A 22256-nucleotide genomic window follows, 5' to 3' on the forward strand; every position below is an offset into this window, starting at 1 on the left:
CCTTGTCGGCGACCGTCTGGAAAGCATATCCACCCAGCCGCCGCCGCGGCCAGATCCTAAAATAAGAATTAACTATGATTTCTAATATATTGATATCAAAAGATTAGATCCTCGGATTCAATCGCCCGGCGCACAGCCGGCCTCTGCCTCATCCGCCCATACCACGCAGCCAGGCGAGACAAATCATCCAGCCGTAGATCCGTCTTCACATACGTCGTCAACCACGACGCCTGCGCCCAACCGATAAGCGAAAACAGATACGCATCGGCCACGGTGAACCGCTCGCCCATCAGCCAGTCTTTTCCATCCAGTTCCCCGTCGATCCACTCAAAACGCGCGCGCAACTTCGGCCGCGCCGTATCGACGTAGTCGCCTGCCAGCCTGGCGTAAAGCAGGGGAATGAACCCCTTGTGGATCTCGGTGGACAGAAAGCCCAGCCATTCGACCAGCCGATAACGGGCCAGGGTGCCGTGGGCCGGCACCAGCTGCGTGTCGGGTTTCAGATCGCCCAGGTATTGCAGGATGGCGGTACCTTCCCGAAGTCGGGTTCCATCTTCAAGCTGGATAAGAGGAACATAGCCCAAGGGATTGATAGAAAAGTAATCTTCGTCTTCGGCTGTCCGATGCGTCTTCGGGACCATCCGCACCAGCGTGAGGTCGAGAGCCAGTTCATGCGCCACGATGTTCGGCGCCAGCGAGCATGCCGCAGGGATGTAGTAAAGCTTCATCCGGTATTCCTGTCGTCGCCCGGTCAAGCACCGGCGACGTGAAATTCTAGGCACGCGGGCTAAATAAGGAAGAAGGCACTAAAATGTCGTGCAGGTACATTTTTTATACCGCCGCCAGGGGATTCCCATGAAAGACAGCGTCACGGGATGTTCCGTCGAGGAGTCGATGCGCCTGCTCGGTGGTCGCTGGCGATTGCTCATCGTGTCTTTCCTTCTCGACGGTCCGCGTCGCTTCAACGAATTGCGCAGGATGCTGCCCGGCATCTCGCAACGTATGCTCACGCTCGATCTGCGCGCCCTTGAAGAGGCAGGGCTCATCAGTCGTACGGTGTTCGCGACCGTGCCGGCGCGCGTCGATTACCAGCTGACGGAAGACGGCCTGCGCCTGCTGCCGGTGGTCGATGCCATGAAGGGGTTCGGCATGTGGCTCAAACAACGCAACGCGGATGAATCAGTCAATCCGTGAACCATGCACGGGTCGCTGAATACGTTTGTCATGGACGCTCAGCACAATGAGCCGCGCTCCAGGCCAGGTGGCCTGACCCCAGACCTTCATCAAGGACTCTCATGGCCGAGAACGGTCGTCGTCACTTCCTCAAGCTGTCCCTGGGTGCCACCGCCGCGGCCATGACCGCCGGCGTAATTCCCCCGTCCATCAGCAAGGCGCTCGCAGTGCCCGCTGCACGACGCACGGGCACGCTCGCCGATATCGAGCACGTGGTGATCCTCATGCAGGAAAACCGCTCGTTCGATCATTACTTCGGCAGCCTGCGAGGCGTGCGCGGCTTCGGCGACCCCCGGCCCTTCATGCTTTCCGCCGATCGCAGCGTATGGCAGCAGCCCACGGCGCCGGGACACGACGACTACCTGATGCCGTTCCGTCCCGTGGCGGATGACCTGGGCCTCCAGTTCATCGTGGATCTGCCGCACGGCTGGAACGACACCCACGCCGCCTGGAACCAGGGCCGCTACGACGGATGGGTGCCCAGCAAGGGCACCACGACGATGGCCTACCTCACGCGTGAGGACATCCCGTTCCATTACGCGCTGGCGGACGCCTTCACCATCTGCGATGCCTACCATTGCTCGCTGCTGTCCTCCACGGACCCCAACCGCTACTACATGTGGACCGGTTACGTGGGCAACGACGGCAAGGGCGCAGGTCCCGTGCTCGACAACGCCGAGAAAGGCTATTCGTGGACCACCTATCCCGAGCGGCTGGAACAGGCCGGCATTTCCTGGAAGATCTACCAGGACGTGGGGCAGGGCCTGGATGCCGCCGGTCACTGGGGCTGGACGTCCGACCCGTACATCGGCAACTACGGCGACAACTCGTTGCTGTATTTCGACAACTATCGCAACGCGCAGCCGGGTAGTGCGCTGTATGAAAAGGCACGCACCGGCACGAAGACCTCGGCGGGCCAGTCGCTGTTCGAACTGCTGAAGAACGACGTGCAGTCAGGCAAGCTGCCGCAGGTCTCGTGGATCTGCTCGCCGGAAGCCTATACGGAGCATCCCAGCTGGCCGGCCAATTACGGCGCCTGGTACATCGACCAGGTGCTGGAAGCACTCACCTCCAATCCGGAGGTCTGGAGCAAGACGGCGCTGTTCATCACCTACGATGAAAACGACGGTTTCTTCGACCACATGGTACCTGCCTATCCGCCAGCGGCCCGCTCGCAGGGCCTGTCCACCGTGGCCACCGACGGCGAAATCTATCCGGGCGGCGGCGGCTTCGTTTCCGGTGCCTACGGACTTGGCGTGCGCGTGCCGATGCTGGTGGTGTCGCCATGGAGCAAGGGCGGCTGGGCCTGCTCGGAGGTGTTCGACCATACCTCGATCGTCCGTTTCCTCGAGCAGCGCTTCGGCGTGCACGAGCCGAATATCTCGGCGTGGCGCCGCGCCATCTGCGGCGACCTGACCAGTGCCTTCGATTTCAGTCATCCGGATGCGGGTGCGGTGCACCTGCCGGGAACGAAGGCCTATGTTCCCGATCGCCAGCAGCACAAGGATTTCGTACCCACGCCGCCGACGACGCAGCATCTGCCCGATCAGGAGGCCGGTCGCCGGCGTACGCGTCCGCTGCCTTATCAGCCTGGCCTGTCCGGTCGCCTGGACATCGACAACGGCAAGTACTGGCTCGACTTCGGCAACGGTGGCCATACCGGGGCCTTCTTCCATGTGTCCTCGACCTCCCGCTCGGATGGCCCGTGGGCGTATACCGTCGAAGCCGGCAAAGCCTTGTCCGACTACTGGACCAGCCTCTATAGCGGCAACGCCTACGATCTCACCGTTCACGGCCCGAACGCCTTCTATCGCCAGTTCAGCGGCAGCCAGCCCGATGCCGCGGCGGACCGCGCAACACTGGCCCTGCCCGAAGTGACCGTGGTGCAGGGCAGCCGCCCCGGCGAACTGAAGCTTCTGCTGGTGAACAGCGGCGAGCGTGCCTGCACCGTGACCCTGGCGGCCAATCACTACGCCGACGCCACGCCCACCCATCACCCGCTGGCGCCCGGCGCGCACGTGGAAGTGGTCCGCGATGTGTCCGCCAGCGACCACTGGTATGACCTCACGGCCACCTGCGACACCGATCCGCGCTTCCTGCGGCGCATGGCAGGGCACCTGGAAACAGGGCGTCCTTCGTTGAGCGATCCTGCCCTGGCGCCACGCAACGGCTGAAGTCGGGCAGGGAGGGGTGCTACATTGTGGGGTTCCATCCCTCCCACGAAGCCGACGACGCCATGACCGCGACCGCAGCCACGCCTTTCCCCATCGGTACACCCGGCACACCCTGGGGGACGGCGGAAGTCGCACAGTGGCGTGCCTCGCTGGTGCAGAAGCGCCTTTACAGGAACGAAGTGCTGCCCAAGATCGAAGCGCTGCGTTCGCGCTTCGATGTGCACAGCTACGGCCATCTGGAATACCACCACGACAGCTACGACATGTTCGCCATCCGCAGCCGCCACTGGCGCGATGAGCTGCCTTGCGTGCTGGTCACCGGTGGCGTGCACGGCTACGAGACCAGCGGCGTGCACGGTGCACTGCGCTTCGTGGAGACCTATGCGGAAGCGTTTGCCAGCAAGATGAACCTGCTCGTGGCGCCGTGCGTCAGCCCCTGGGCCTACGAGCGCATCCAGCGCTGGAACTACGACGCCATCGATCCGAACCGTTCGTTCCGTGAGGGCAGCCCTGCGAACGAGTCCGCTTCGCTGATGGCGCTGGTGAGGCCGTTCCTCGGCCGCTTCCTGCTGCACATCGACCTGCACGAGACCACCGACTCCGACGAAAGCGAGTTCCGCCCGGCCCTGGCCGCGCGCGACGGCAAGCCCTTCGTGCCGGGCGGCATTCCCGATGGTTTCTATCTCGTCGACGATACGGCAAACCGCCAGCCGGACTTCCAGAAGGCCGTGATCGACGAAGTGGAGAAGGTCACCCATATCGCCCCCGCCGACGAGAAGGGCGAAATCATCGGCTCGCCCGTCGTGGCCCATGGCGTCATCGAATACGCGCTGCGCGACCTTGGCTTATGCGCAGGCATCACGGGCGCCCGCTTCACCACCACCACCGAGGTCTATCCGGACAGTCCCCGGGCCACGCCGGAGCAGTGCAACGAAGCACAGGCCGTCGCCGTGCGGGCGGCCGTTGCTTACGCACTCGCGCAAAGGAATTGAGGCCGGTCGAGAGTCTGGGAATCATCCGCAATGCCCCAGTGACGGCATGGCTATCAACTGACTATTGACTGTCGATAAATCCTGCATCAGGATCTTGCGGCGCGCCTCGCATCATGCGTAGGCCACAGGGGATCGACAATGTCGCATGCGCCACAGGGACGGTGGTCCCGTTTTTGCGTGTCTGTATTTCGGCTCTGGTTTGTTACGTTGCCGCTACTTTCCATCGGGCTACTTCCGACGCCTTCAATGGCACAGGTGAAAACCTATGCGGAAGAATACGATAAGCGCATCAAAGGCGCGGAGACGATTAAGGCAGAGACCTCCGAGTTATTCGGTGACAAGACGAACCTGGCTACGGGCGAGACAGAGTTCCTGGTCACCGATGTCAGTATTCCGGGAAACAATGCGTTGCCTGTCGCTATCGAGCGACATTTCAGCGTGGAAGCACGAGGCGGCCGCTGGAACGAATACCTTTTCGGGGACTGGGATATTGGCATCCCCTACATCGGAGGTGTTTTCGCGCAAATGGGTTGGCAAGGATTGTCGACCACGCCTCCTTATGTTTACAACAATAACCGATGCTCGCAGGGAGCTGCGCCACCGACGTTTCGACCGCAGGGCGCCAGTCTCGATGTAGAGGCGTGGGAGTACTGGCACGGATACCATCTCGTTACTCCAGACGGCAGCCAGGAAATGCTGCAATCTACGAGTTATACCCGGCCTCAACCGACCGACGGCAAGGTCCATCCCTGGGTGACCAGCCAGTACTGGTATTTCTCCTGCTTGCCCACACTCAAAAGTGGAGATCCGGGTGAAGGCTTCATTGCGCAGTCGCCCGATGGCACCAGGTACTATTTCGATTGGATGGTGAGGCTCCCTTACGCATCCATACTGAAGCCTTCGAAGACCCTGGTTACATCGTCTCATAACGGTGATCCGAGGCTGGCCCTGACCAATACGCCAGTCCCAAGGCAAGAAATTCGCATATACCCAACGCGCATCGAGGATGCCCGTGGCAATTGGGTGCAATATGCCTGGGACGGGGGAAAGCTCATGCAAATCACCGCCAGCGATGGCCGGGCTTTGACCTTGACTTATCGAACGGTCGCGGGGCAGGACAGGGTGGGCACCGCCAGTGACGGCTCGCGGACATGGACTTATGCGTATGACCCGGATGGAAGCTTGATTTCGGTAACCTTGCCGGATCAAAGCGCCTGGAGTATCAATTTTAAACCCCTGGATCGCCAGGGCCTGGGATATGACGACACGTATCAACAAGGTACGGTGCATCCCGTGTACGATAAATCGCTCAACTGCTCGTGGATGCGCGTACTCAAGAGTAACGATTCCATCGGTACCATCCAGCACCCTTCTGGCGCCGTAGGCACATTTGAATTTGATGCCGTTCGCCATGGACGCACTTTTGTTCGCCCCAATTGCCACACTCCGCAGGCTGGTGATGGAGGCAATGCCGATATAGATCTTGACTTTGAAGATCTTCAAATGGGCTCATCCTCTTCCATACCTGCACGCTTTGATGTCATGGCAATCAAGTCCAAGAGCATCTCAGGTCCAGGACTCCCAACCTACGCCTGGAATTTCAGTTATGCCACGCCCATAGGATGCTTTGTCGACTACTGCAAAGCCAACAGCGAGACGACAAAGACCACTACGACGATCGACCCGGAAGGGGTGCGTACGATATATACCTATGGGGTGCAGTTCGAAGTAAACGATGGCCAGCTCCTGAAAAAAGAAGTCTACAAAGATGGCGTGCTCCTGCAGGTAAGTGCAAACACTTATCTCGCCAACGCAGACGCCGGGCATCAATCGTTCGCGGAACCTGTTGGTCAATCACCCGAAGGTGAGAACAGCTATTTTTCGGAAAGAAATCGACCGCAAATCATCCGATCGCTAACACAAGACGGCATCACCTCCACATCGACAGTGAACGGATTCGATGCCTTCGCAAAAGCAACCAGTGTGACCAAGAGCAACCTCTGGTATCACCGCACGGATATCACCTCCTATTACGATGACACGGCGAAGTGGGTGATTGGACAGGTCGCCAAAGTGACCAACGTCGACACCAACAAGGTGGTCTCGCAAACGGATTATGAAGCAACCACGGCATTGCCTTCCCGCACATATAGCTTCGGGAAGCTGCAGGCGTCGATGACCTATTACGGCGACGGCACACTCCAGACTGCAACAGACGGCAATCAAAAGACGACGACGCTTTCCAACTGGAAACGCGGCCTTCCTCAGATCATTACCTTCGCCGACAACACCACAAAGTCTTCGGTGATCGACGATCTCGGCCTTATTCGTTCGCTGACCGATGAAAATGGCTTTGTCACCACTTATGATTATGACGCCATGGGTCGAATGACGGCACTTACTCCACCTCAAGGCAATGTCATACACCAGGCCTTTGTGCAGGTGCAGGGCGTGGAAAATGGCCTCGCTCCTGGTCATTGGCGGCAGACGATAACGAGCGGATCAGGCAAGAAAACGAGCTATTTTGATGCACTTTGGCGACCAGTGGCCACCCAGGAAGAAGATGTACAAAATTCCCAGGCCACCTCCCGAGGAACAGTCACGCGTTACGACAGCAACGGCCGCACCATATTCGCCTCCTATCCACGCAACCCTCAGACAGATGGTGGGCTGGACTATGGCGCAGCGATGCCTGGCACCACGACCATCTACGATGGACTCGGCCGGGTCAGAAGCATCACGCAGGATTCCGAGCTTGGCCCCTTGGTTACCACTACCGAGTACTTATCCGGCGTACAGACCAGGGTGACGAATCCACGTAAGTTCACGACGACGACCGGCTACTTCTTTCTGGAAGAGCCTCGTTACGACCAGCCAGTATGGATCGTTGCGCCAGAAGGCATGCGTACGGATATTGGCCGAGATGTTTTTGGCGCGCCATTAAGCGTCACGCGTGGGATGAGCGCGAACTAGCGATCTGAGGGACGCAGTCGCTGCTTTTCAACCGGACAGGCTCGAAGAAGCAACGCCTGTCCTGAATCAGGGATTTGTCATGAAAAGCCTGAAAGGGTTTTTCGGCAACGAACGGAATTACAGGGGTTGTCTATGTACCGCGAAGCCAGGCACAGATTCGGTGCTCGATGGTGGTTGGGATGTATTCTGTTTATTCTGGCGTGTGTCGCGTCGGGTAGTGCGCTGGCGGCAGGAGCGGCTAACTGCCAGATCGTCGTCAACTCACCATCTGCAGGCGGTGTCTACAAGACCTCCGATTCCTTGTCTATTCAAGGGACAGTGAAGTGTTCGCCCCGCATCCTGTTCATCCTGCAGGTGGCTCTCGACGGCCACCCCATCGATGTCAATGGAGACGAGGCTTTCTCCGCACCGCTGCCTCATCTCTCCGCAGGAAATCATCTGGTGACCGTTACCGCCACCGGTGACGGCGCACCGGGCGGCGGAAGCAAGCAGTTTTCATTCAATGTTATTGATGTCGCCTCCGGGAGCATTTCGGCAGCACCCGTCATATGCAATATTCCCGTAAATAGTGCGACCTGCAGCACGACCATCAGTTGGAATTCCAACCGCTATGGTGACCTTTCCCAGAACTCCGTCATCGTTACCGATCTGAACAATAACGGAGCCCAGACTTTTTATGGGTGGAACGGAAATCAGTCAAATTCAGCGCAGGCTTCGTGGATCAGCAGCACTGGATTTCGATTTCATTTGCGAGGCAACAGGGAAGATAACGACCTTGCCACAGTTGACGTCAGAGGGAATCTGCCGCCGTCGGTTACGCTGACCGCACCGGGCAATGGAGGCGTCTATTACGATGCTTCCTCGTCCATCGTAACGACGGCCGTCGCCAGCGATCCCGACGGGAGTATTGATCGGGTCGAGTTCTACGGTGACGGTAACTTACTCGGGGCGGTTCGTAGCCCGCCTTACCAGCTGGCCTGGACGCCGGGCACAGGCTCCCACCGCATTGATGTTCTCGCCGTTGACAATCTCGGCAATACGGCCTGGAGCAATCGATCGAACCTGGTTGTTTACAACTCGACGGTCGTAGGAAATATCGATGGTGTAACCCCGGATGGCATCGTCACCGGCTGGGCGTGCTCAACCTACTGGTCTTCATCGATCAACGTCGACCTCTATCTGGGAGGCGCCTTCGGCAGTGGCACAGGTATCGGCCGGTACGTAGCCAACCAGGCCAGTGATGCTTCCGTAGCCGGCGCCTGCAACGTAGCAGGTGGCAGTTATCGCTTCAGCATCCAGCTCACCGAAGCCCAGCGCATCCAGTACGCCGGTGCCGGCATCTATATCCATGGCATATCGCCGACGGGAAAAAGCAACAATCTGCTCAATGGCTCGGGCAATCTCGCCGTGCCGGCAGCTGTGCCCAATGCTCAATTCGTGGGACAGTCTGTCGCTGGCTCGATGACAACGGGCACCACCCAGACCGTCACGATTCAATTGAAGAATTCCGGCACCCGGACCTGGACCAGTGCCGCAAATTTCCGACTGGGTTCGCAGAACCCCGGCGACAACCACATTTGGGGGCTCGGCCGGGTGGTACTGTCCGGCGATGTCGCGCCTGGTCAGATAGCTACATTCACCTTCCCCATCACCGCTCCTGCCGCCCCCGGAACGTACAACTTCCAATGGCGCATGGTGCAGGAAGGCGTGACCTGGTTTGGGGATCTCACGCCCAATCTCGCGATCAACGTCAGCGTACCGCCACCACCACCGCCGCCACCGGTAAACCCCCAGACGCGCCGCTACGTATACAACGAAAATCACGAGGTATGCAAAGTCATCGAGCCGGAAACCGGCGCCACAGTGATGGAGTACGACGCGGCGGGCAACCTGTCATGGTCAGCCAGTGGCTTGAACCTGCCCGATCCTAACAGCTGCAACTATCAGGAGGCATTCGCTTCGCAGCGCGTCGTGGGCCGCATGTATGATGAACGGAACAGACTCAAGACACTGAGCTTTCCCGATCACAATGGTGACCAGGACTGGACCTACTGGCCCGATGGCCGCCCCAGGACTATCACCACGCAGAACGAAGGCGGCACGAAAACCGCCATCAATAGTTATGAGTACGATCCACGACGTCTGCTGACCAAAGAAACACTCAGTGAACCCGATGGTCGCAACTGGAGCATCAGCTACGACATTGATGCGTATGGGCACCAGGCGGGAATAACCAGCCCCGACAGCTTTCACACGAGCTATGCGCCTAATGCACTTGGTCAGCCCAGCGTCGTCAACAGTAGCTGGGGAACGCTTGCCAGTGCGATCAGTTATTACCCCAATGGCGCCATCAAGTCGTTTGTCTACGGCAATGGCATCCAGCACACCATGGTGCAAGATCTTCGCCAGCTACCTGAGCGAAGCATCGACGGCAACGTACTGGATCTGGAAACCAGCTTTGACGCCGATGGCAATGTCGACCACATTTACGACAACATCCAAGGCAGTAACTACAACCGGCAGATGGCCTACGACGGCCTGGATCGGATGTATCGCGCCTGTTCACCCATGTTTGGTGGCACGGACGGATGCCATCGCTATACGTACGATGCGCTGGACAATCTGAGGGCATGGCAGCTGAGCGGCGTAAAGGACTATGCCACGTACTACTACGATGCCACCAATCGACTCAGTAACATTCAAAACAGTGGCGGTGGCACTATCGTTGGCCTGTCGTATGACGTGCAAGGCAACCTTGCCAACAAGAATGGCCAAACGTATCAATTCGACTATGGCAATCGGCTGCGCGCCGCACCAGGACGTGAAGGCTATCGTTACGACGGTTATGGCAGACGCATTGCTGCGGAGGCTCCTGATGGGGCGATTCTGTCGCAATACAGCCTGGATGGACGATTGATCTATGAACAAGACAATCGCCGCAAGCTTAACAAGCCGCATTTCTATCTTGGAGCGCACTTGCTGGCGGTCATCGAATGGAATACCGCCACACAGTCCTGGATAACGAAGTATCAGCATACCGATGCTTTAGGTAGCCCGGTAGCTGTGACCGACAGCGCAGGTCAGGTCATTGAGCGAACCAACTATGAGCCCTATGGCCAGCCGACCGGCAAGCCCTCTTATCAGGGCGTAGGTTACGCAGGGCATGTGATGGACGAGGCAACCGGCCTCAGTTACATGCAGCAACGCTACTATGATCCAGGCATAGGACGATTCCTGTCTCGCGACCCGGTCACAGCCGATGCAAATACTGGTGCGAACTTCAATGCCTACTGGTATGCCAATAATAACCCCTATCGGTTTACCGACCCTGATGGAAGGGAAAGCGTTGGCGAATTAATCAATTCAGGTGCGGAAGGGTGTGGTCCTGTCTCCTGCGCTGGCTGGGCGACGTTACATGCGGCATGGATGGTTTTTGGCGCGGAAAGCGTCAGCCAGATTTCCAGCAATGGTTGGTCTAATGCGAACCAAAGTGATATGGCTGGCGCGAGCATGGAACTTGCATCCGCCTTGCCGCCAGTAAAATTTGGCCGCGCTGCTGTACCATTATTGCGCGGCGGATCAAAAATGGTCCGGTTGGGGCAAGAAGGCGAACATGCTGTCCGAGCCGCGTTTGATATTGGCAAAAAAGAAGAAATCGTAGTTAACGGCGTCAAGCGGATTCCCGATGGAATTACCGATACGACGATCAACGAGGTAAAAAATGTGGCATCCTTGAGCTATACATCACAGCTTCGCGACTATGCGCAGTTCGCCAAGGACACCGGGCGCGAGTTCAATCTATTCGTTAGGCCAGGCGCCAAGCTTACTGGCACCCTCGAAAAGGCAGCCGCTGCCGGTGACATAAATATTCACGAGATTCCTTTCAAATGAGCGATCAAGAAAAAAGTGGCCGTAGAACGCTTGCTGAATTTCATGCCGCACTCAAAGCCGAAGGCAAGTGGGATGAGTTTCAAGCAATGCGTAAAGCGAAAAGCGAGGAGTTGGCGAAACGCAAAGCCGAATTGGATGCAGCACAAGCTCCCCTCGTTGAGGCGCTAAGAGCGACGGGACTTGATGTGAATTCCGTTTGGAACCTGGTAAACACTGCCGAGCCATATCCTGAGGCGATTCCTGTCTTGTTCGAACATTTGTACAAGCCTTACCCGGAACGAATCGTTGAAGGCATTTTGCGTGCACTGGCGGTTCCAGATTCTCGACCTCGATGGCCTGAATTACTTGATTTGTTTGAGAAATACCCATCCCAGGCCACGAGCGGCCTCCGGTGGGCTGCCGGGTGCGCTTTGAGTGCTTCTGCAGACGACGGGGTGATCGGTGAGGTGATGCGTATCGTTGCCGATCCGCGTTACGGCTTTGAGCGCCTAGCTTTTCTTGATGTCCTTGCAAGATCCAATAACGCGCGAGCCAAAATGATGCTGCATGAGCTCCGCGACGATCCCGTTTTGGGGAAAGAGATTAAGAAACAACGGCGGATGAATCGTCTTTCCAAGAAAAAGCCATCGCCGTAGGCGGGCTTTGTCAACGCCCCCCTAAAAAATCTGCGTGGGACCTGGTAAATACCGCCGAGCCATATCTAGAGACAATCCCTGTCTTGTCTCAACATTTGCGCGATCCTTATATCGGGCGACCCATTCCTCGACTTGCCTCAACCGCGAACCCCGTCACATTTCAAGGGGAGGGTAGGGCAACACACATCACGTTCTAAAAGGGACGGGACAGGCATGCCGCCTCGTCCCAAGGTGAGGTGTACCTACCCGACCAACCCTCGAGGGGAACGCGATGCATATACGGAAACGATCGGTATGGCTGCTTGCCATGGCAGCCGCCGGCATGGTCAGTGTCCATGCCCATGCTACGGAACAGGTGGTAGCGGCGAAGAAAGCCGCGGCAGTGAAAGGCGATCCGCTGTACCGGTACCAGTGGCACCTGAGCAATCAAGGACAGAAAGTCATCGCGGATACCCGCCCCGTGGCGGGTGTCGACCTCGACATAGGCACCCTGCACGATGCGAAGGTGCGTGGTAACGGTGTCATCGTCGCTGTCGTCGACGACGGTCTTGAGATCCGGCATCCGGACCTGCTCGACAACGTCGTCATTGGCGGATCGAAGAACTTCGTCGACGGCTCCAACGATCCCACGCCCACCAACCCTAACAGCGAGCACGGCACGTCGGTAGCCGGCATCGTTGCCGAGGTGGGCTGGAACGGCATCGGTGGCCGTGGCGTGGCGCCGGAAGCAAAACTGAAAGGTTTCAACTTCCTGTCCGAGGATGCCGATGGCATCGAGACCGACCAGGACACCAATATCCGTTATTCATGGGGCAATGGTCCGGAAGCCCGTGATGCCGATGCGTTCAACAACAGCTGGGGTATCACTACCAGTGCTTATCCTGCGGTAAGCCAGGCGGAAACGAAGTCCTGGGAAAAGCTGATGTCGTCCACCCGCAACGGCAAGGGCGGCATCTACCTCAAGGCATCCGGCAATAACTTCAGCAGCCTGCTCGTGAGTTTCCTCGGCTTCCGCTTCAACCTCTGCCAGGACGACAGCCTGCAGCTCAACGTCGGCTGCTCCTCGGCGAATACGGACCCCACGAACAACTACATCACCACGACGGTAGTGGCCTCGGTGAATGCCAGCGGTGTGCGCGCTTCTTATTCGTCGCCGGGTTCTTCCGTGTGGGTGGCGGGTATCGGCGGTGAGTTCGGCTTTCAGAAGAAGTACTACCCTGACCTGTCGAACATCGGCGCATGGGCCAAGGCGACGTTCTATGACCCGGCGATCGTCACTACGGATCTCACCGGATGCGCAGCGGGCTCCAATGCCGATCGCGCCGATGGAGAAGTCGACAATGCGCTGGACACCAGCCAGTCCGCCATCGACAAGAGCTGCAACTACTGGGCAGGCATGAACGGCACGTCAGCCGCGACGCCGACCGTATCGGGCGTGGTGGCGCTGGTGCTGGGCGTGAATCCCAAACTGTCGGGCCGCGACGTGAAGTACATCCTTGCCACGACGGCACGGCAGATCGATCCGCTGCAACCGAAGGCCATCTATCAGGGCACGGTGCAGGACCCGGGCTGGATCACCAACGCCGCCGGCCATCACTTCAGCAACTGGTATGGTTTCGGCCTGGTGGATGCCAGCGCGGCCGTGGAGAAGGCCCGCAACTTCAAGAGCCTTCCTGTTTTGCAGGACAGCGGCTGGCTCGCCAGCAAGGACGCCCCGGTGGCCATCGAGGGCATCGGCAGCCAGAAGAGCAAGCTGACCGTCGCGGTGAGCAAGAAGGTAAAGGTCGAGGCCGTGCAGCTCAGCTTCCAGACCAACCACAAGACACCGCGCAACCTGCGTGCGATCCTGACCTCGCCCAGCGGCACGAAGAGCTATGTGCTGCCTGCATTTACCACGCTGTCGGCCACCTCGGGCGGCTTCGCGGTGGATCTGACCTCCAGCAACGCCTTCCTCGATGAGACCTCGGCGGGCACCTGGACACTCCAGCTGGTCGACATGAGCGATTCGTCCGGCAGCGCGCAGCTGCAGTCCTTCAACCTTCGCGTAGTGGGGCACTAATGATGAAGAAGACAGCCATCAGCCTCGCTTTGGCCTTGTTCGCCGTGACGGCGGCGCATGCACAGAGCGACTATTCCGAGGCCCTGAGCAAGGCCGCCACCGGCCCGCAGTTCAGCGTGGGCAGCACGACGTTCCGCATCATTCCCGATGCGGGCATCCAGCGCGCCGACCCGACCGCCACGACGCCACCTGCGGCTTCTGCACGTACCAGCCGTACGACGAACGGCAGCCAGGGGCAGAACGTCGATGCCCTGGGCAGCGTCGGTCCGTTTCTTATCGTGCCACGTACGCCGGGTGTCGCCAGCCAGAAGGCCGTGAGCTCGCGCAGCGCTTCCGCCGCGGCTCCCGGTAACGCGAACCTCGATACGTTCGGTGTCGCGGTGAATCTTCGTTCGGGACAACCCGTGGTGGTCGCCCCCCGCGTGAAGCTGTTCGCCAAGGATGCGGCCACGGCCCGTGCGCTGGCGAAGAAGACCGGTGGCGACATCGTGCAGGTCTCCGACGTGGATGGCAGCGCGCTGATCCGCTATGCCTCCGTCGGTGATGCACAGACGGCACTGGGTAGCATCAAGGGAGCGAAGGGCGTGGAAGATGCGCAGCTGGACGTGATCGAGAACTTCCGCGAAAAGCAGTAAGCGTTGCCCGGAAGAGGCGGGAAGCATCCCGCCTCTTCCGCAAGAAATAGCGATTATTTTGACGATATCCGCTTCATATGGCCGATTCACGCATGTGCTTTCGTCAGTAGTTACGCAAGTCTTGTGGCCGCGTTGATTGTTATATTATAACCAAGCGGCATCGGGGCCTTCCCCATTCCACAGGGCACTGCTTTGAATCCGTCCACGTTGTTCCGCCGCCGCCTGATGGTGGCCGCGCTTTCCGTCGTCCTCGCATCCCCCGTTTTCGCGGCACCCCCGGTCAAGGGCGCCTACGCCGACCTGCCCAGCGAAACGCCCGCGCATTTCACGCCCACGCATGACGGCTACGAGTACGACGTTCGCGACGTCATGATCCCCATGCGCGATGGTGTGAAGCTGCATACCGTTATCGTCGTGCCCAGGGGCGCGAAGAACGCAGGCATCCTGTTCACCCGTACGCCGTACAACGCCAGCGCGATGACCAGCGGCGTGGCGAGCGGTCATCTCGACGCCGCGCTCAGCCACGACGACCTTGCCACGCATGTGCTGATCGAAGACGGCTATATCCGCGTGGTGCAGGACATCCGCGGCAAGTATGGTTCCGAAGGCGATTACGTGATGAATCGCCCGCTTCACGGGCCACTGAACCCGACGCCGGTGGACGATTCCACCGATGCCTACGACACGATCGACTGGCTGGTGAAGCACGTGCCCGAGTCCAACGGGCGCGTGGCCATCATGGGTATCTCCTACGACGGTTTCGAGCCGCTGATGGCGATTGTGCATCCACATCCGGCACTGAAGGCCTCGGTGCCAATGAACCCCATGGTCGATGGCTGGCGGGGTGACGACTGGTTTCACAACGGCGCCTTCCGCCAGCAGAACCTGATGTACATCTACCAGCAGTCGGCATCACGCAAGAACGGCGAATCGTGGTGGACGAACTACGCCGACGATTACCAGATGTTCCTCGATGCCGGTTCGGCCGGTGCGCTGGCGAAGCGCTATGGGATGGAACAGCTGGGCTTCTGGAACAAGATCGTGCAGCACCCGGCGTACGACAGTTTCTGGTCGCAGCAGGCCGTGGACAAGATCCTCGCACATGAGCCGGTCAGCGTGCCCACGATGCTGGTGGCGAGCCTGTGGGACCAGGAAGACATCTATGGCGCCTTTGCCGTCTACAACGCGATGAAGGACCACGATACGGATCATCGCCTGTTCCTCACGGCCGGCCCGTGGTTTCATGGTCAGGAGATCCGCGATGGCAGCAGCCTGGGTGCCGTGCGCTTCGGCAGCGATACCAGCCTGTACTTCCGCGAGCACATCCTGCGCCCGTTCCTGGCGCATTACCTGAAGGATGCACCGGCAACGGTGGCCCAGGTCAATGCTTTCGTCACCGGCGACAACTGCTGGGAGAGTGGTTCGACCTGGCCGCTGGCTGCCACGACGCCGGTTCGCCTGCTGCCCGACGCCGGTGGTCATCTCGATATCGGCGGTGGTCCGGCTGCCACCGGTTCCGACAGCTATGTGTCCGATCCCGCGCACCCGGTGCCTTACCGGCAGCGTCCCGTGGGTCCGATCCAGGGGCCGTCGTGGCAGCACTGGCTTACCGATGACCAGCGCGAGGCTTCGTCGCGGCCTGATGTGCTTACCTATACGAGCCCGGTGCTGCGCGAGCCGTTGCGCATCAACGGCGCACCGAAGGTGCATCTGGTCGCGAGTACCAGCGGCACGGACAGCGACTGGGTGGTGAAGCTCATCGACGTGTACCCGGACCAGGTAGGCGAGCAGCCGGAGATGGGCGGTTATCAACTGGGCATCGGCATGGATATCTTCCGCGGTCGTTATCGCACGGGCTTCGACAAGCCGCAGCCGCTGGCATCCGGCGTGGCATTGCCGTACGACTTCAGCCTGCCGAACGTGAACCACGTCTTCCTGCCCGGTCACCGCATCATGGTGCAGGTCCAGTCGAGCTGGTTCCCGCTGTACGACCGCAATCCGCAGAAGTTCGTGCCGAACATCTTCCTGGCCAGCCCCGGCGATTACCAGTCCGCCACGCAACAGGTATTCCGAGGCGGCGAAGATCCCACCTACATCGAACTCCCCACAATCAAAACACAATAACCCTGTAGGAGCGCGCCTCGCGCGCGACCGGTTGTCACGAACATCATCATCGTTTCGACACCACCGGTCGCGCGCAGGCGCGCTCCTACAACCCGTGGTGCATTTGTAGGAGCGCGCCTTGCGCGCGACCGGTTGTCGCGAACATCATCATCGTTCTGACACCACCGGTCGCGCGCAGGCGCGCTCCTACAATGGGGGGCGGCGGAGGAGGTGGCGGATGATGAGGATCAGGGGGACTGCCACGAGCAGCACGGCGGGCAGGCGCAGTACTTCGGGGCCGAGCAGGGCCACGCCCAGCCCCGTGAGCGTCGTGACGGCGCACCAGGTGGGTCCGCCTCTCAGAGGGCTCATGCGCTGATCTCCTTGCGGCCGCGGCGCTTGCCGATCCAGATGATCAGGCCACTGACCAGCACCATGATGGTCACCAGATCCATCAGGGCCCAGAGCACTTTCAGCGTAAGCCCGCCGTAGTTGCCAAAATGGAAGGGACGCGAGAGCTCAAGCGTGCGCAGATACCAGGGCAGTTCGGCGCGGGCATCGATGGTGCAGGTGTCGGCGCTGACCAGTACGGCGCTGAGCAGCTCTTTCGTCACCAGCGTATCGCCATGCGACCACACCAGGTAATGAAAGGGATGATGCGCACGCTCGCTCGGGAATAACACGCTGGTGCGGCGGCCAGCAGGGGTGCCGGCATCCGCCACCGCCAGCGCACGTTCCGGTGTGCAGGCATTGCCCTGGGTCACCGAGCGACCCGTGCCGGCCAGCATGGCCTGCAGGTCGCGCGCCTGCCAGACCGCAAAGAGTGGGCGCTCCAGGGTGTTGATCACGCCGGTTATACCGACTACCGCCATCCAGGCCAGTGTGGCGATGCCGAGCAGGTTATGCAGGTCGAGCCATCCGGCACGCCGGTTGCGCGCCATGCGTACGGTGCCAAACGCGAGCCGGTGCATGAAGGGCACATACAACACCACGCCCGTCACGAGGGCCGCCACGAACAACAATCCCATGACGGTCAGCACGAAGGTACCGGGCAAACCCGCAACAAGGCTGTTGTGGATGGTGAGCATCACATCAAGAAATTCGACGCGGCGCCGGCCGTGCTCCATCGGATCGTCCAGCAGGACGCCGGTAACCGGATGGAACTTAAGCCAGTGATTGCTCTCCTGCGCCGTTCCCGGATGAGCCAGCATGCCGACCGTGACGACGGCCTCGTCGTCGGGAAAGCTCAGAAACGAAAAGCCGTCGTCCGGGTAGCGTTCTTTCGCCCGCTCCAGGATCGCCGTGATCGGTACCGCCGGGGCGACATTGTCGACCCCGGCAGCGACTGGCGATGGGTGCAGCCAGTCGTCCAGTTCGTCGTGGAAGACGAGGGGCAGGCCCGTGATGCACAGGATCAGCAGGAACAGCGTGCACACGAGGCTGGACCACGTGTGCACCCATTGCCAGCGCCTGAGGGAGCGTCCGTTGGCCATGGTCAGGTCAGGTCAGAGCGTCTTGCGCAGCGTGAGCATCGTGCTGCGCGGATCGCCATAGATGCCGAAGTAAGAGGCCGGCACGCGGGCGAAATAGCTCTTGTCGAAGACATTGTTCACAGTGAGCGTGAGCAGCCACGACGGATTGAACTGGTAGCCCACCTGCGCGTCGAACACCGAGTACCCCTGCTGCGTGATCGTGCCACGCGACGTGCTGCTGACGGCGCGCGCACCACCACCGACACGGAAACCGTCCAGTGCGCCACCGGTGAAGCGGTAGGTGGTCCACAGCTTGAAGGTCTTCTTGGGTTCTTCCGTGTCGAGGATGCTGGCGATGCCGTTGGTGTTGTCCTTCACCGTGGTCAGCAGGTAGGTGTACCCGGCATAGATGTCCCAGCCCGGCAGGGGCCGGCCGTTGATCTCCGCTTCCCAGCCCTGGCTCTGCGCGCGACCGGCCGAAATGAAGTAGGTGATGTGCTCGGGATCATTGACCGCCCGGTTCTCGTCACGCACGCGAAACGCGGCGATCGAGCCAGTGAACATGCCATCGAGGAAGGCACCCTTCAGGCCCACTTCGTACTGCTTGCCCGTACGGGGCTTCAACGTGCCGCCGCCATAACGCAGGTTGTTCTGCGGCACGAAGATGCTCGTGTAGCTGGCATAGGCCGACAGGTTCTTGTTGATGTCGTAAACCAAGCCCAGATAGGGGGCTGCCTTGTGATCCACGCCGGGATCGTTCTGCCAGCTGCCAAGGTAGGGGTAACCGCCCTGGTTGCGGTTGCGATACCAGGTGAAGTGGCTGCCTACCAGTACGCTGAGGTCTTCAACCGGATGAAGACGGACTTCGCCATAGGCGCCGTACTGCTTGGTCAACGACTTGTCGTGCGAGTCATAGGCGATGTCGGGACGCGGAATGTCCGGGAGATTCAGCACATCAACGCGTGTGGGCAGCGTTTCATTGCCGCTGTAGCCGTCCTGGCGCTTCTGCGCGTAGTCGAGGCCGAAGGTGGTATCGGTCGGCATGCCGAACAGGTCGAACTGACCGGAGACGCTGGCGTCTACGCCGGTCCAGTCGAGATTCGTCTCCTGCCGCTGCAGCAGGTAATTGCCCATGTTGCCGTTGGGCAGGATCAGGCCACTGATGTAGCCATAGAGCGAATGATCACTGCTGGAACGGCGGTCGATAGCCACCTTGGCCTGCCACGTATCGGAAAACGCATGGCGCAGTTCCGCGTACAGGTCATTCATGTGCGGCTCGTCCGTGCTCCAGTTCGTGCCATAGAACTGGGAACGGGGCGCGTCCAGCGCCTTGCCGTGCGGGGGCACCGCGAGCACGGACTGACCCCAGTCCAGCGGGCTGTGGTCTTCACGCTGCGCGGCCGCCGACAGCGTGAGCACCGTATCCGGCGACAGGTCGAAGTCGACGATGCCGTAGAGCATCTGGTGCGAGGAATGGGCCTTGTCGTAGAAGTAATCGGTATCCTGTGCCGACACTACGGCGCGACCACGGATCGAGCCGGATTCATTGAGGCGGTCCGTGATGTCCAGGTTGCCCATGAAGTTGTTCCACGAGCCGGCCGAGATGGAACCCAGCAGCGAATACGTGTCGCCGGGACGCTTGCGCAGCAGGTTCACCGTGCCGCCCGGGCTGCCCTGGCCTTGCAGGATGCCGGCCGGCCCGCGGAAGATTTCGATGGCCTCGTACATGTTGAGATCGAACTGCGACTGGTACTGAAGACCGTTGTTCGCGGGAATGCCATCGAACTGCACATCGGGCTGGTAACCGCGCGCCTGGAAATACGAGGTGCCCATGCCGTAGGGCACGGCGGTGATGCCCGTGGAACGGTTCAGCGCCTCGGCCACGGTCACCATGTTCTGGTCGTCCATGCGTTGACGGGTCACGACGGACACCGAACTGGGGATCTCGCGCGGATCGGTCGGCAGCTTGCCGAACTGGATCTGCTGCGCGGCATAGCCGGAAGACGTGGCGCGCACGTCCACGGCATCGAGGTTCTCGACGCGGCCGTGTGCGGTACCGCGCTGGCGGACCGGTACCTGGGTGGGGGCTGCGGCCGGCGCCCCCAGGGTGGTGCCGCGCTCGATGCGGACCGAGCCGTCGGATTCCACGCGGGCGACCAGCGGCGAACCGGCCAGCAGGCGGTCGAGAGCCTGCGACGGCTCATAGCTGCCGTCGAGTGCGGGGGCCTGGAGCGAGCGGGTCAGCGACGCGTCGTAAAGCAGGTTGAGGTTGCTCTGCTCGGCAAAGCGATTGAGGGCCTGCGTCATCGTGCCGGCGGGAATATGGAACTCGGCGGTGCGCTGGACAGCCCCTGCGGCACAGACACCGTTTGCGCCCAGGGCCAGGGCGGCGGCAATGGCCAGGCTCATGCCGCGGCGGAAAAGAGGCGAGGCAAGGGGGTGTCGACGGGACGAAACGGGCATTCGGAGGGATCCGGGAAGTGAGACTCATTCCTATGACGGGCGAGCCATCGAAAAGAGGATGTCCCGGTTACACGTCGATGGTGACGATGTCTCCGGGCCACTGATGCAGCCGCAAGTGGAGGCTGCGCTCGATGGCGCGCAGGGCGTCCATGGGCCTTGAGGCATCGAAGACGCCGCTCACCCGGCGACGGCCGGCACCGGCATCGACGATGACGATGCGGCCGGGGTAATAACGCTGGAGTTCGTCCACGACGTCGGTCAGGGGCAGGTCTTCGAAGATGAGGCGCCCGCGCGTCCAGGCCGTAAGCGAGTCGATATCGGCCGTGGAGGCCCGGCTGGGCAGGCCGTCGGCGTCGATGACCAGGCTTTCCCCGGCGCTGGCCGTACTGGTCTGGCCGGCACTGCTGACGCTGACGCTGCCCTGGCTCACGCTGACTTCGGTTTCGTCACTGCGCGAATCCACCTGGAAGACGGTGCCGATATCCACCACCTCGGCCCCGTGGACGCGCAGATGGAACGGCCGGGGATCGGCATGGCCGACGTCGACCTGGACCCGGCCCTTGAGCAGCTCGACCACCCGGTGGCCCGCGTCGTCATGAAAGGCCACGGCGGTGCGTGCATCCAGCTTCAGCGTGCTGCCGCCGGCCAGGTTCACGGAGCGGCTTTCGCCCGTGCCCGTATGCATATCGGCCCGGAGCCAGATACCCAGATCCTGGCGAAATACCACACCCGTGCCGAAGACGAAGGCAATCGTGGCCGCCGCGGCGGCAGCCAGCAGCTGCCTGCGCCGGTGACGGCCACGCGTACGCAGCGCCGCATGCGCCTTTCCACGCCGCCGAACGCCTGCCACGGTGGCGGCGCCATCCAGCTCCGACCACAGCAACAGCGCCCGCTGAAGGGCGGCAGCGTGGGCTGGGTCAGCCGCGAGCCATGCGTCGAGCCGGGCGTTCTCCGCATCAGTCAGGTCGTTGACGTCGATCCGGATGGCCCATTCGGCCGCCACTTCACGCAGGGTTTCCGCGGCATCCTTGCGGCGCGCGTGCTTCATCTTTCCAGTTCTTCCAGGCGGGCCTGACAGTGTACCAGCGCCTTGCGCAGATGCTTCTCGACCATGTTGCGGCTGATACCGAGGTGCCCGGCGATATCGTCCGGGTGCAGCAGGTCAACCTTGCGCAGCAGGAAGACTTCCCGGCATCGGGGCGGCAACTCGTCGACGATGGACGCCAGCAGGGCCAGTCGCTGCTGGCCCATCACCCGTCGCTCGCCGCCGGGAGAGGCATCGGCTACCTGCTCGGGCAACTGGCCACTATCGACGTGACGCTCGCGGACCTCGCGTTCGCGCAGCAGATCGATGGACAGGTTCCGCGTCATCCGGTGCAGGAAGGCGAGGGGATTGGCCACGCTCCCCGTATCGCCCATGGCGACCACCTTCAGGTAGGCGTCCTGTACGACATCGGCCGCGCAGTCACGCGAACGGAGCACCCGGGCGGCGGCCACGAGCAGCGAGTGGTAATGCGTCTGGAGCGCATCGACCAGCGGCGACCGGTGCGGAGATGTCGGAAGGTGGCTCATCGCCGGCACGAAGGAAAGAGGCGTCATTAACGCGAATCATTCGCATTGTAGGGT

General features: G+C 60.7%; 15 protein-coding genes. 9 read left to right on the plus strand and 6 right to left on the minus strand.

The features are described 5' to 3' along the window. Positions 1-95 precede the first annotated feature (95 nt). On the minus strand, positions 96-728 hold the full coding sequence (gene gstA / locus KR767_RS16595; RefSeq protein WP_250877070.1) for a glutathione transferase GstA: 633 nt from the start codon (positions 726-728) through the stop codon (positions 96-98). Positions 729-855: 127 nt separating this feature from the next. On the opposite strand from gstA, the gene KR767_RS16600 reads away from it, so the two are divergent. The 9 genes from KR767_RS16600 (at position 856) to KR767_RS16640 (ending at position 16716) form a co-directional block, all read left to right on the plus strand. Continuing rightward, the gene (locus KR767_RS16600) at positions 856-1194 is read left to right on the plus strand and encodes a winged helix-turn-helix transcriptional regulator (protein ID WP_166946535.1); all 339 of its coding nucleotides are present in this window, start codon (positions 856-858) and stop codon (positions 1192-1194) included. A 101-nt stretch (positions 1195-1295) separates the two neighbouring features. Continuing rightward, positions 1296-3407, plus strand: coding sequence for a phosphocholine-specific phospholipase C (locus KR767_RS16605; protein WP_250877071.1), 2112 nt, complete (start codon positions 1296-1298; stop codon positions 3405-3407). A 62-nt stretch (positions 3408-3469) separates the two neighbouring features. After that, the gene (locus tag KR767_RS16610; RefSeq protein WP_250877072.1) at positions 3470-4399 is read left to right on the plus strand and encodes a M14 family metallopeptidase; all 930 of its coding nucleotides are present in this window, start codon (positions 3470-3472) and stop codon (positions 4397-4399) included. A gap of 246 nt (positions 4400-4645) precedes the next feature. Beyond that, entirely contained in the window at positions 4646-7372 is a 2727-nt protein-coding gene (locus KR767_RS16615) for an RHS repeat domain-containing protein (protein WP_250877073.1), read from the plus strand. A gap of 132 nt (positions 7373-7504) precedes the next feature. Beyond that, positions 7505-11263 carry an RHS repeat-associated core domain-containing protein gene (locus tag KR767_RS16620; protein WP_250877074.1) on the plus strand — a complete coding sequence of 1253 codons (3759 nt, stop codon included), beginning with the start codon at positions 7505-7507 and terminating at the stop codon, positions 11261-11263. Next, complete coding sequence (locus tag KR767_RS16625) at positions 11260-11898, plus strand: hypothetical protein (protein WP_166946540.1); 639 nt, start codon at positions 11260-11262, stop codon at positions 11896-11898. Before KR767_RS16620 ends, KR767_RS16625 begins: the two co-directional genes overlap by 4 nt. A 307-nt stretch (positions 11899-12205) precedes the next feature. Next, positions 12206-13957 carry a S8 family serine peptidase gene (locus tag KR767_RS16630; RefSeq protein WP_250877075.1) on the plus strand — a complete coding sequence of 584 codons (1752 nt, stop codon included), beginning with the start codon at positions 12206-12208 and terminating at the stop codon, positions 13955-13957. After that, on the plus strand, positions 13957-14592 hold the full coding sequence (locus KR767_RS16635) for a hypothetical protein (RefSeq protein WP_250877076.1): 636 nt from the start codon (positions 13957-13959) through the stop codon (positions 14590-14592). Before KR767_RS16630 ends, KR767_RS16635 begins: the two co-directional genes overlap by 1 nt. A 225-nt stretch (positions 14593-14817) precedes the next feature. Further along, the gene (locus KR767_RS16640) at positions 14818-16716 is read left to right on the plus strand and encodes a CocE/NonD family hydrolase (protein ID WP_425602753.1); all 1899 of its coding nucleotides are present in this window, start codon (positions 14818-14820) and stop codon (positions 16714-16716) included. Positions 16717-16902: 186 nt separating this feature from the next. Here the strand turns inward: KR767_RS16640 and KR767_RS16645 are convergent, their stop codons facing one another. From KR767_RS16645 to KR767_RS16665, 5 genes are all read right to left on the minus strand, one after another. Then, entirely contained in the window at positions 16903-17067 is a 165-nt protein-coding gene (locus tag KR767_RS16645; protein WP_250877078.1) for a hypothetical protein, read from the minus strand. Further along, positions 17064-18188 (minus strand): PepSY-associated TM helix domain-containing protein, encoded by a 1125-nt coding sequence (locus KR767_RS16650; RefSeq protein ID WP_250877079.1) that lies wholly within the window; start codon positions 18186-18188, stop codon positions 17064-17066. Before KR767_RS16650 ends, KR767_RS16645 begins: the two co-directional genes overlap by 4 nt. Before the next feature lie 12 nt (positions 18189-18200). Beyond that, positions 18201-20630 carry a TonB-dependent siderophore receptor gene (locus KR767_RS16655; RefSeq protein ID WP_250877080.1) on the minus strand — a complete coding sequence of 810 codons (2430 nt, stop codon included), beginning with the start codon at positions 20628-20630 and terminating at the stop codon, positions 18201-18203. Between the two features lie 67 nt (positions 20631-20697). Further along, complete coding sequence (locus tag KR767_RS16660) at positions 20698-21678, minus strand: FecR family protein (RefSeq protein WP_250877081.1); 981 nt, start codon at positions 21676-21678, stop codon at positions 20698-20700. Continuing rightward, complete coding sequence (locus tag KR767_RS16665; RefSeq protein WP_166946546.1) at positions 21675-22229, minus strand: sigma-70 family RNA polymerase sigma factor; 555 nt, start codon at positions 22227-22229, stop codon at positions 21675-21677. The genes KR767_RS16660 and KR767_RS16665 overlap by 4 nt, the downstream gene beginning before the upstream one ends. Positions 22230-22256: the final 27 nt, after the last annotated feature.

Source organism: Luteibacter anthropi, assembly GCF_023699965.1.
Taxonomy (GTDB): domain Bacteria; phylum Pseudomonadota; class Gammaproteobacteria; order Xanthomonadales; family Rhodanobacteraceae; genus Luteibacter; species Luteibacter anthropi.

Coding starts and splice junctions, on each gene's coding strand:
- gstA (WP_250877070.1), bottom strand. CDS start 728: ATGAAGCTTTACTACATCCCTGCGGCATGCTCGCTGGCGCCGAACATC.
- KR767_RS16600 (WP_166946535.1), top strand. CDS start 856: ATGAAAGACAGCGTCACGGGATGTTCCGTCGAGGAGTCGATGCGCCTG.
- KR767_RS16605 (WP_250877071.1), top strand. CDS start 1,296: ATGGCCGAGAACGGTCGTCGTCACTTCCTCAAGCTGTCCCTGGGTGCC.
- KR767_RS16610 (WP_250877072.1), top strand. CDS start 3,470: ATGACCGCGACCGCAGCCACGCCTTTCCCCATCGGTACACCCGGCACA.
- KR767_RS16615 (WP_250877073.1), top strand. CDS start 4,646: ATGGCACAGGTGAAAACCTATGCGGAAGAATACGATAAGCGCATCAAA.
- KR767_RS16620 (WP_250877074.1), top strand. CDS start 7,505: ATGTACCGCGAAGCCAGGCACAGATTCGGTGCTCGATGGTGGTTGGGA.
- KR767_RS16625 (WP_166946540.1), top strand. CDS start 11,260: ATGAGCGATCAAGAAAAAAGTGGCCGTAGAACGCTTGCTGAATTTCAT.
- KR767_RS16630 (WP_250877075.1), top strand. CDS start 12,206: ATGGCAGCCGCCGGCATGGTCAGTGTCCATGCCCATGCTACGGAACAG.
- KR767_RS16635 (WP_250877076.1), top strand. CDS start 13,957: ATGATGAAGAAGACAGCCATCAGCCTCGCTTTGGCCTTGTTCGCCGTG.
- KR767_RS16640 (WP_425602753.1), top strand. CDS start 14,818: ATGGTGGCCGCGCTTTCCGTCGTCCTCGCATCCCCCGTTTTCGCGGCA.
- KR767_RS16645 (WP_250877078.1), bottom strand. CDS start 17,067: ATGAGCCCTCTGAGAGGCGGACCCACCTGGTGCGCCGTCACGACGCTC.
- KR767_RS16650 (WP_250877079.1), bottom strand. CDS start 18,188: ATGGCCAACGGACGCTCCCTCAGGCGCTGGCAATGGGTGCACACGTGG.
- KR767_RS16655 (WP_250877080.1), bottom strand. CDS start 20,630: ATGCCCGTTTCGTCCCGTCGACACCCCCTTGCCTCGCCTCTTTTCCGC.
- KR767_RS16660 (WP_250877081.1), bottom strand. CDS start 21,678: ATGAAGCACGCGCGCCGCAAGGATGCCGCGGAAACCCTGCGTGAAGTG.
- KR767_RS16665 (WP_166946546.1), bottom strand. CDS start 22,229: ATGACGCCTCTTTCCTTCGTGCCGGCGATGAGCCACCTTCCGACATCT.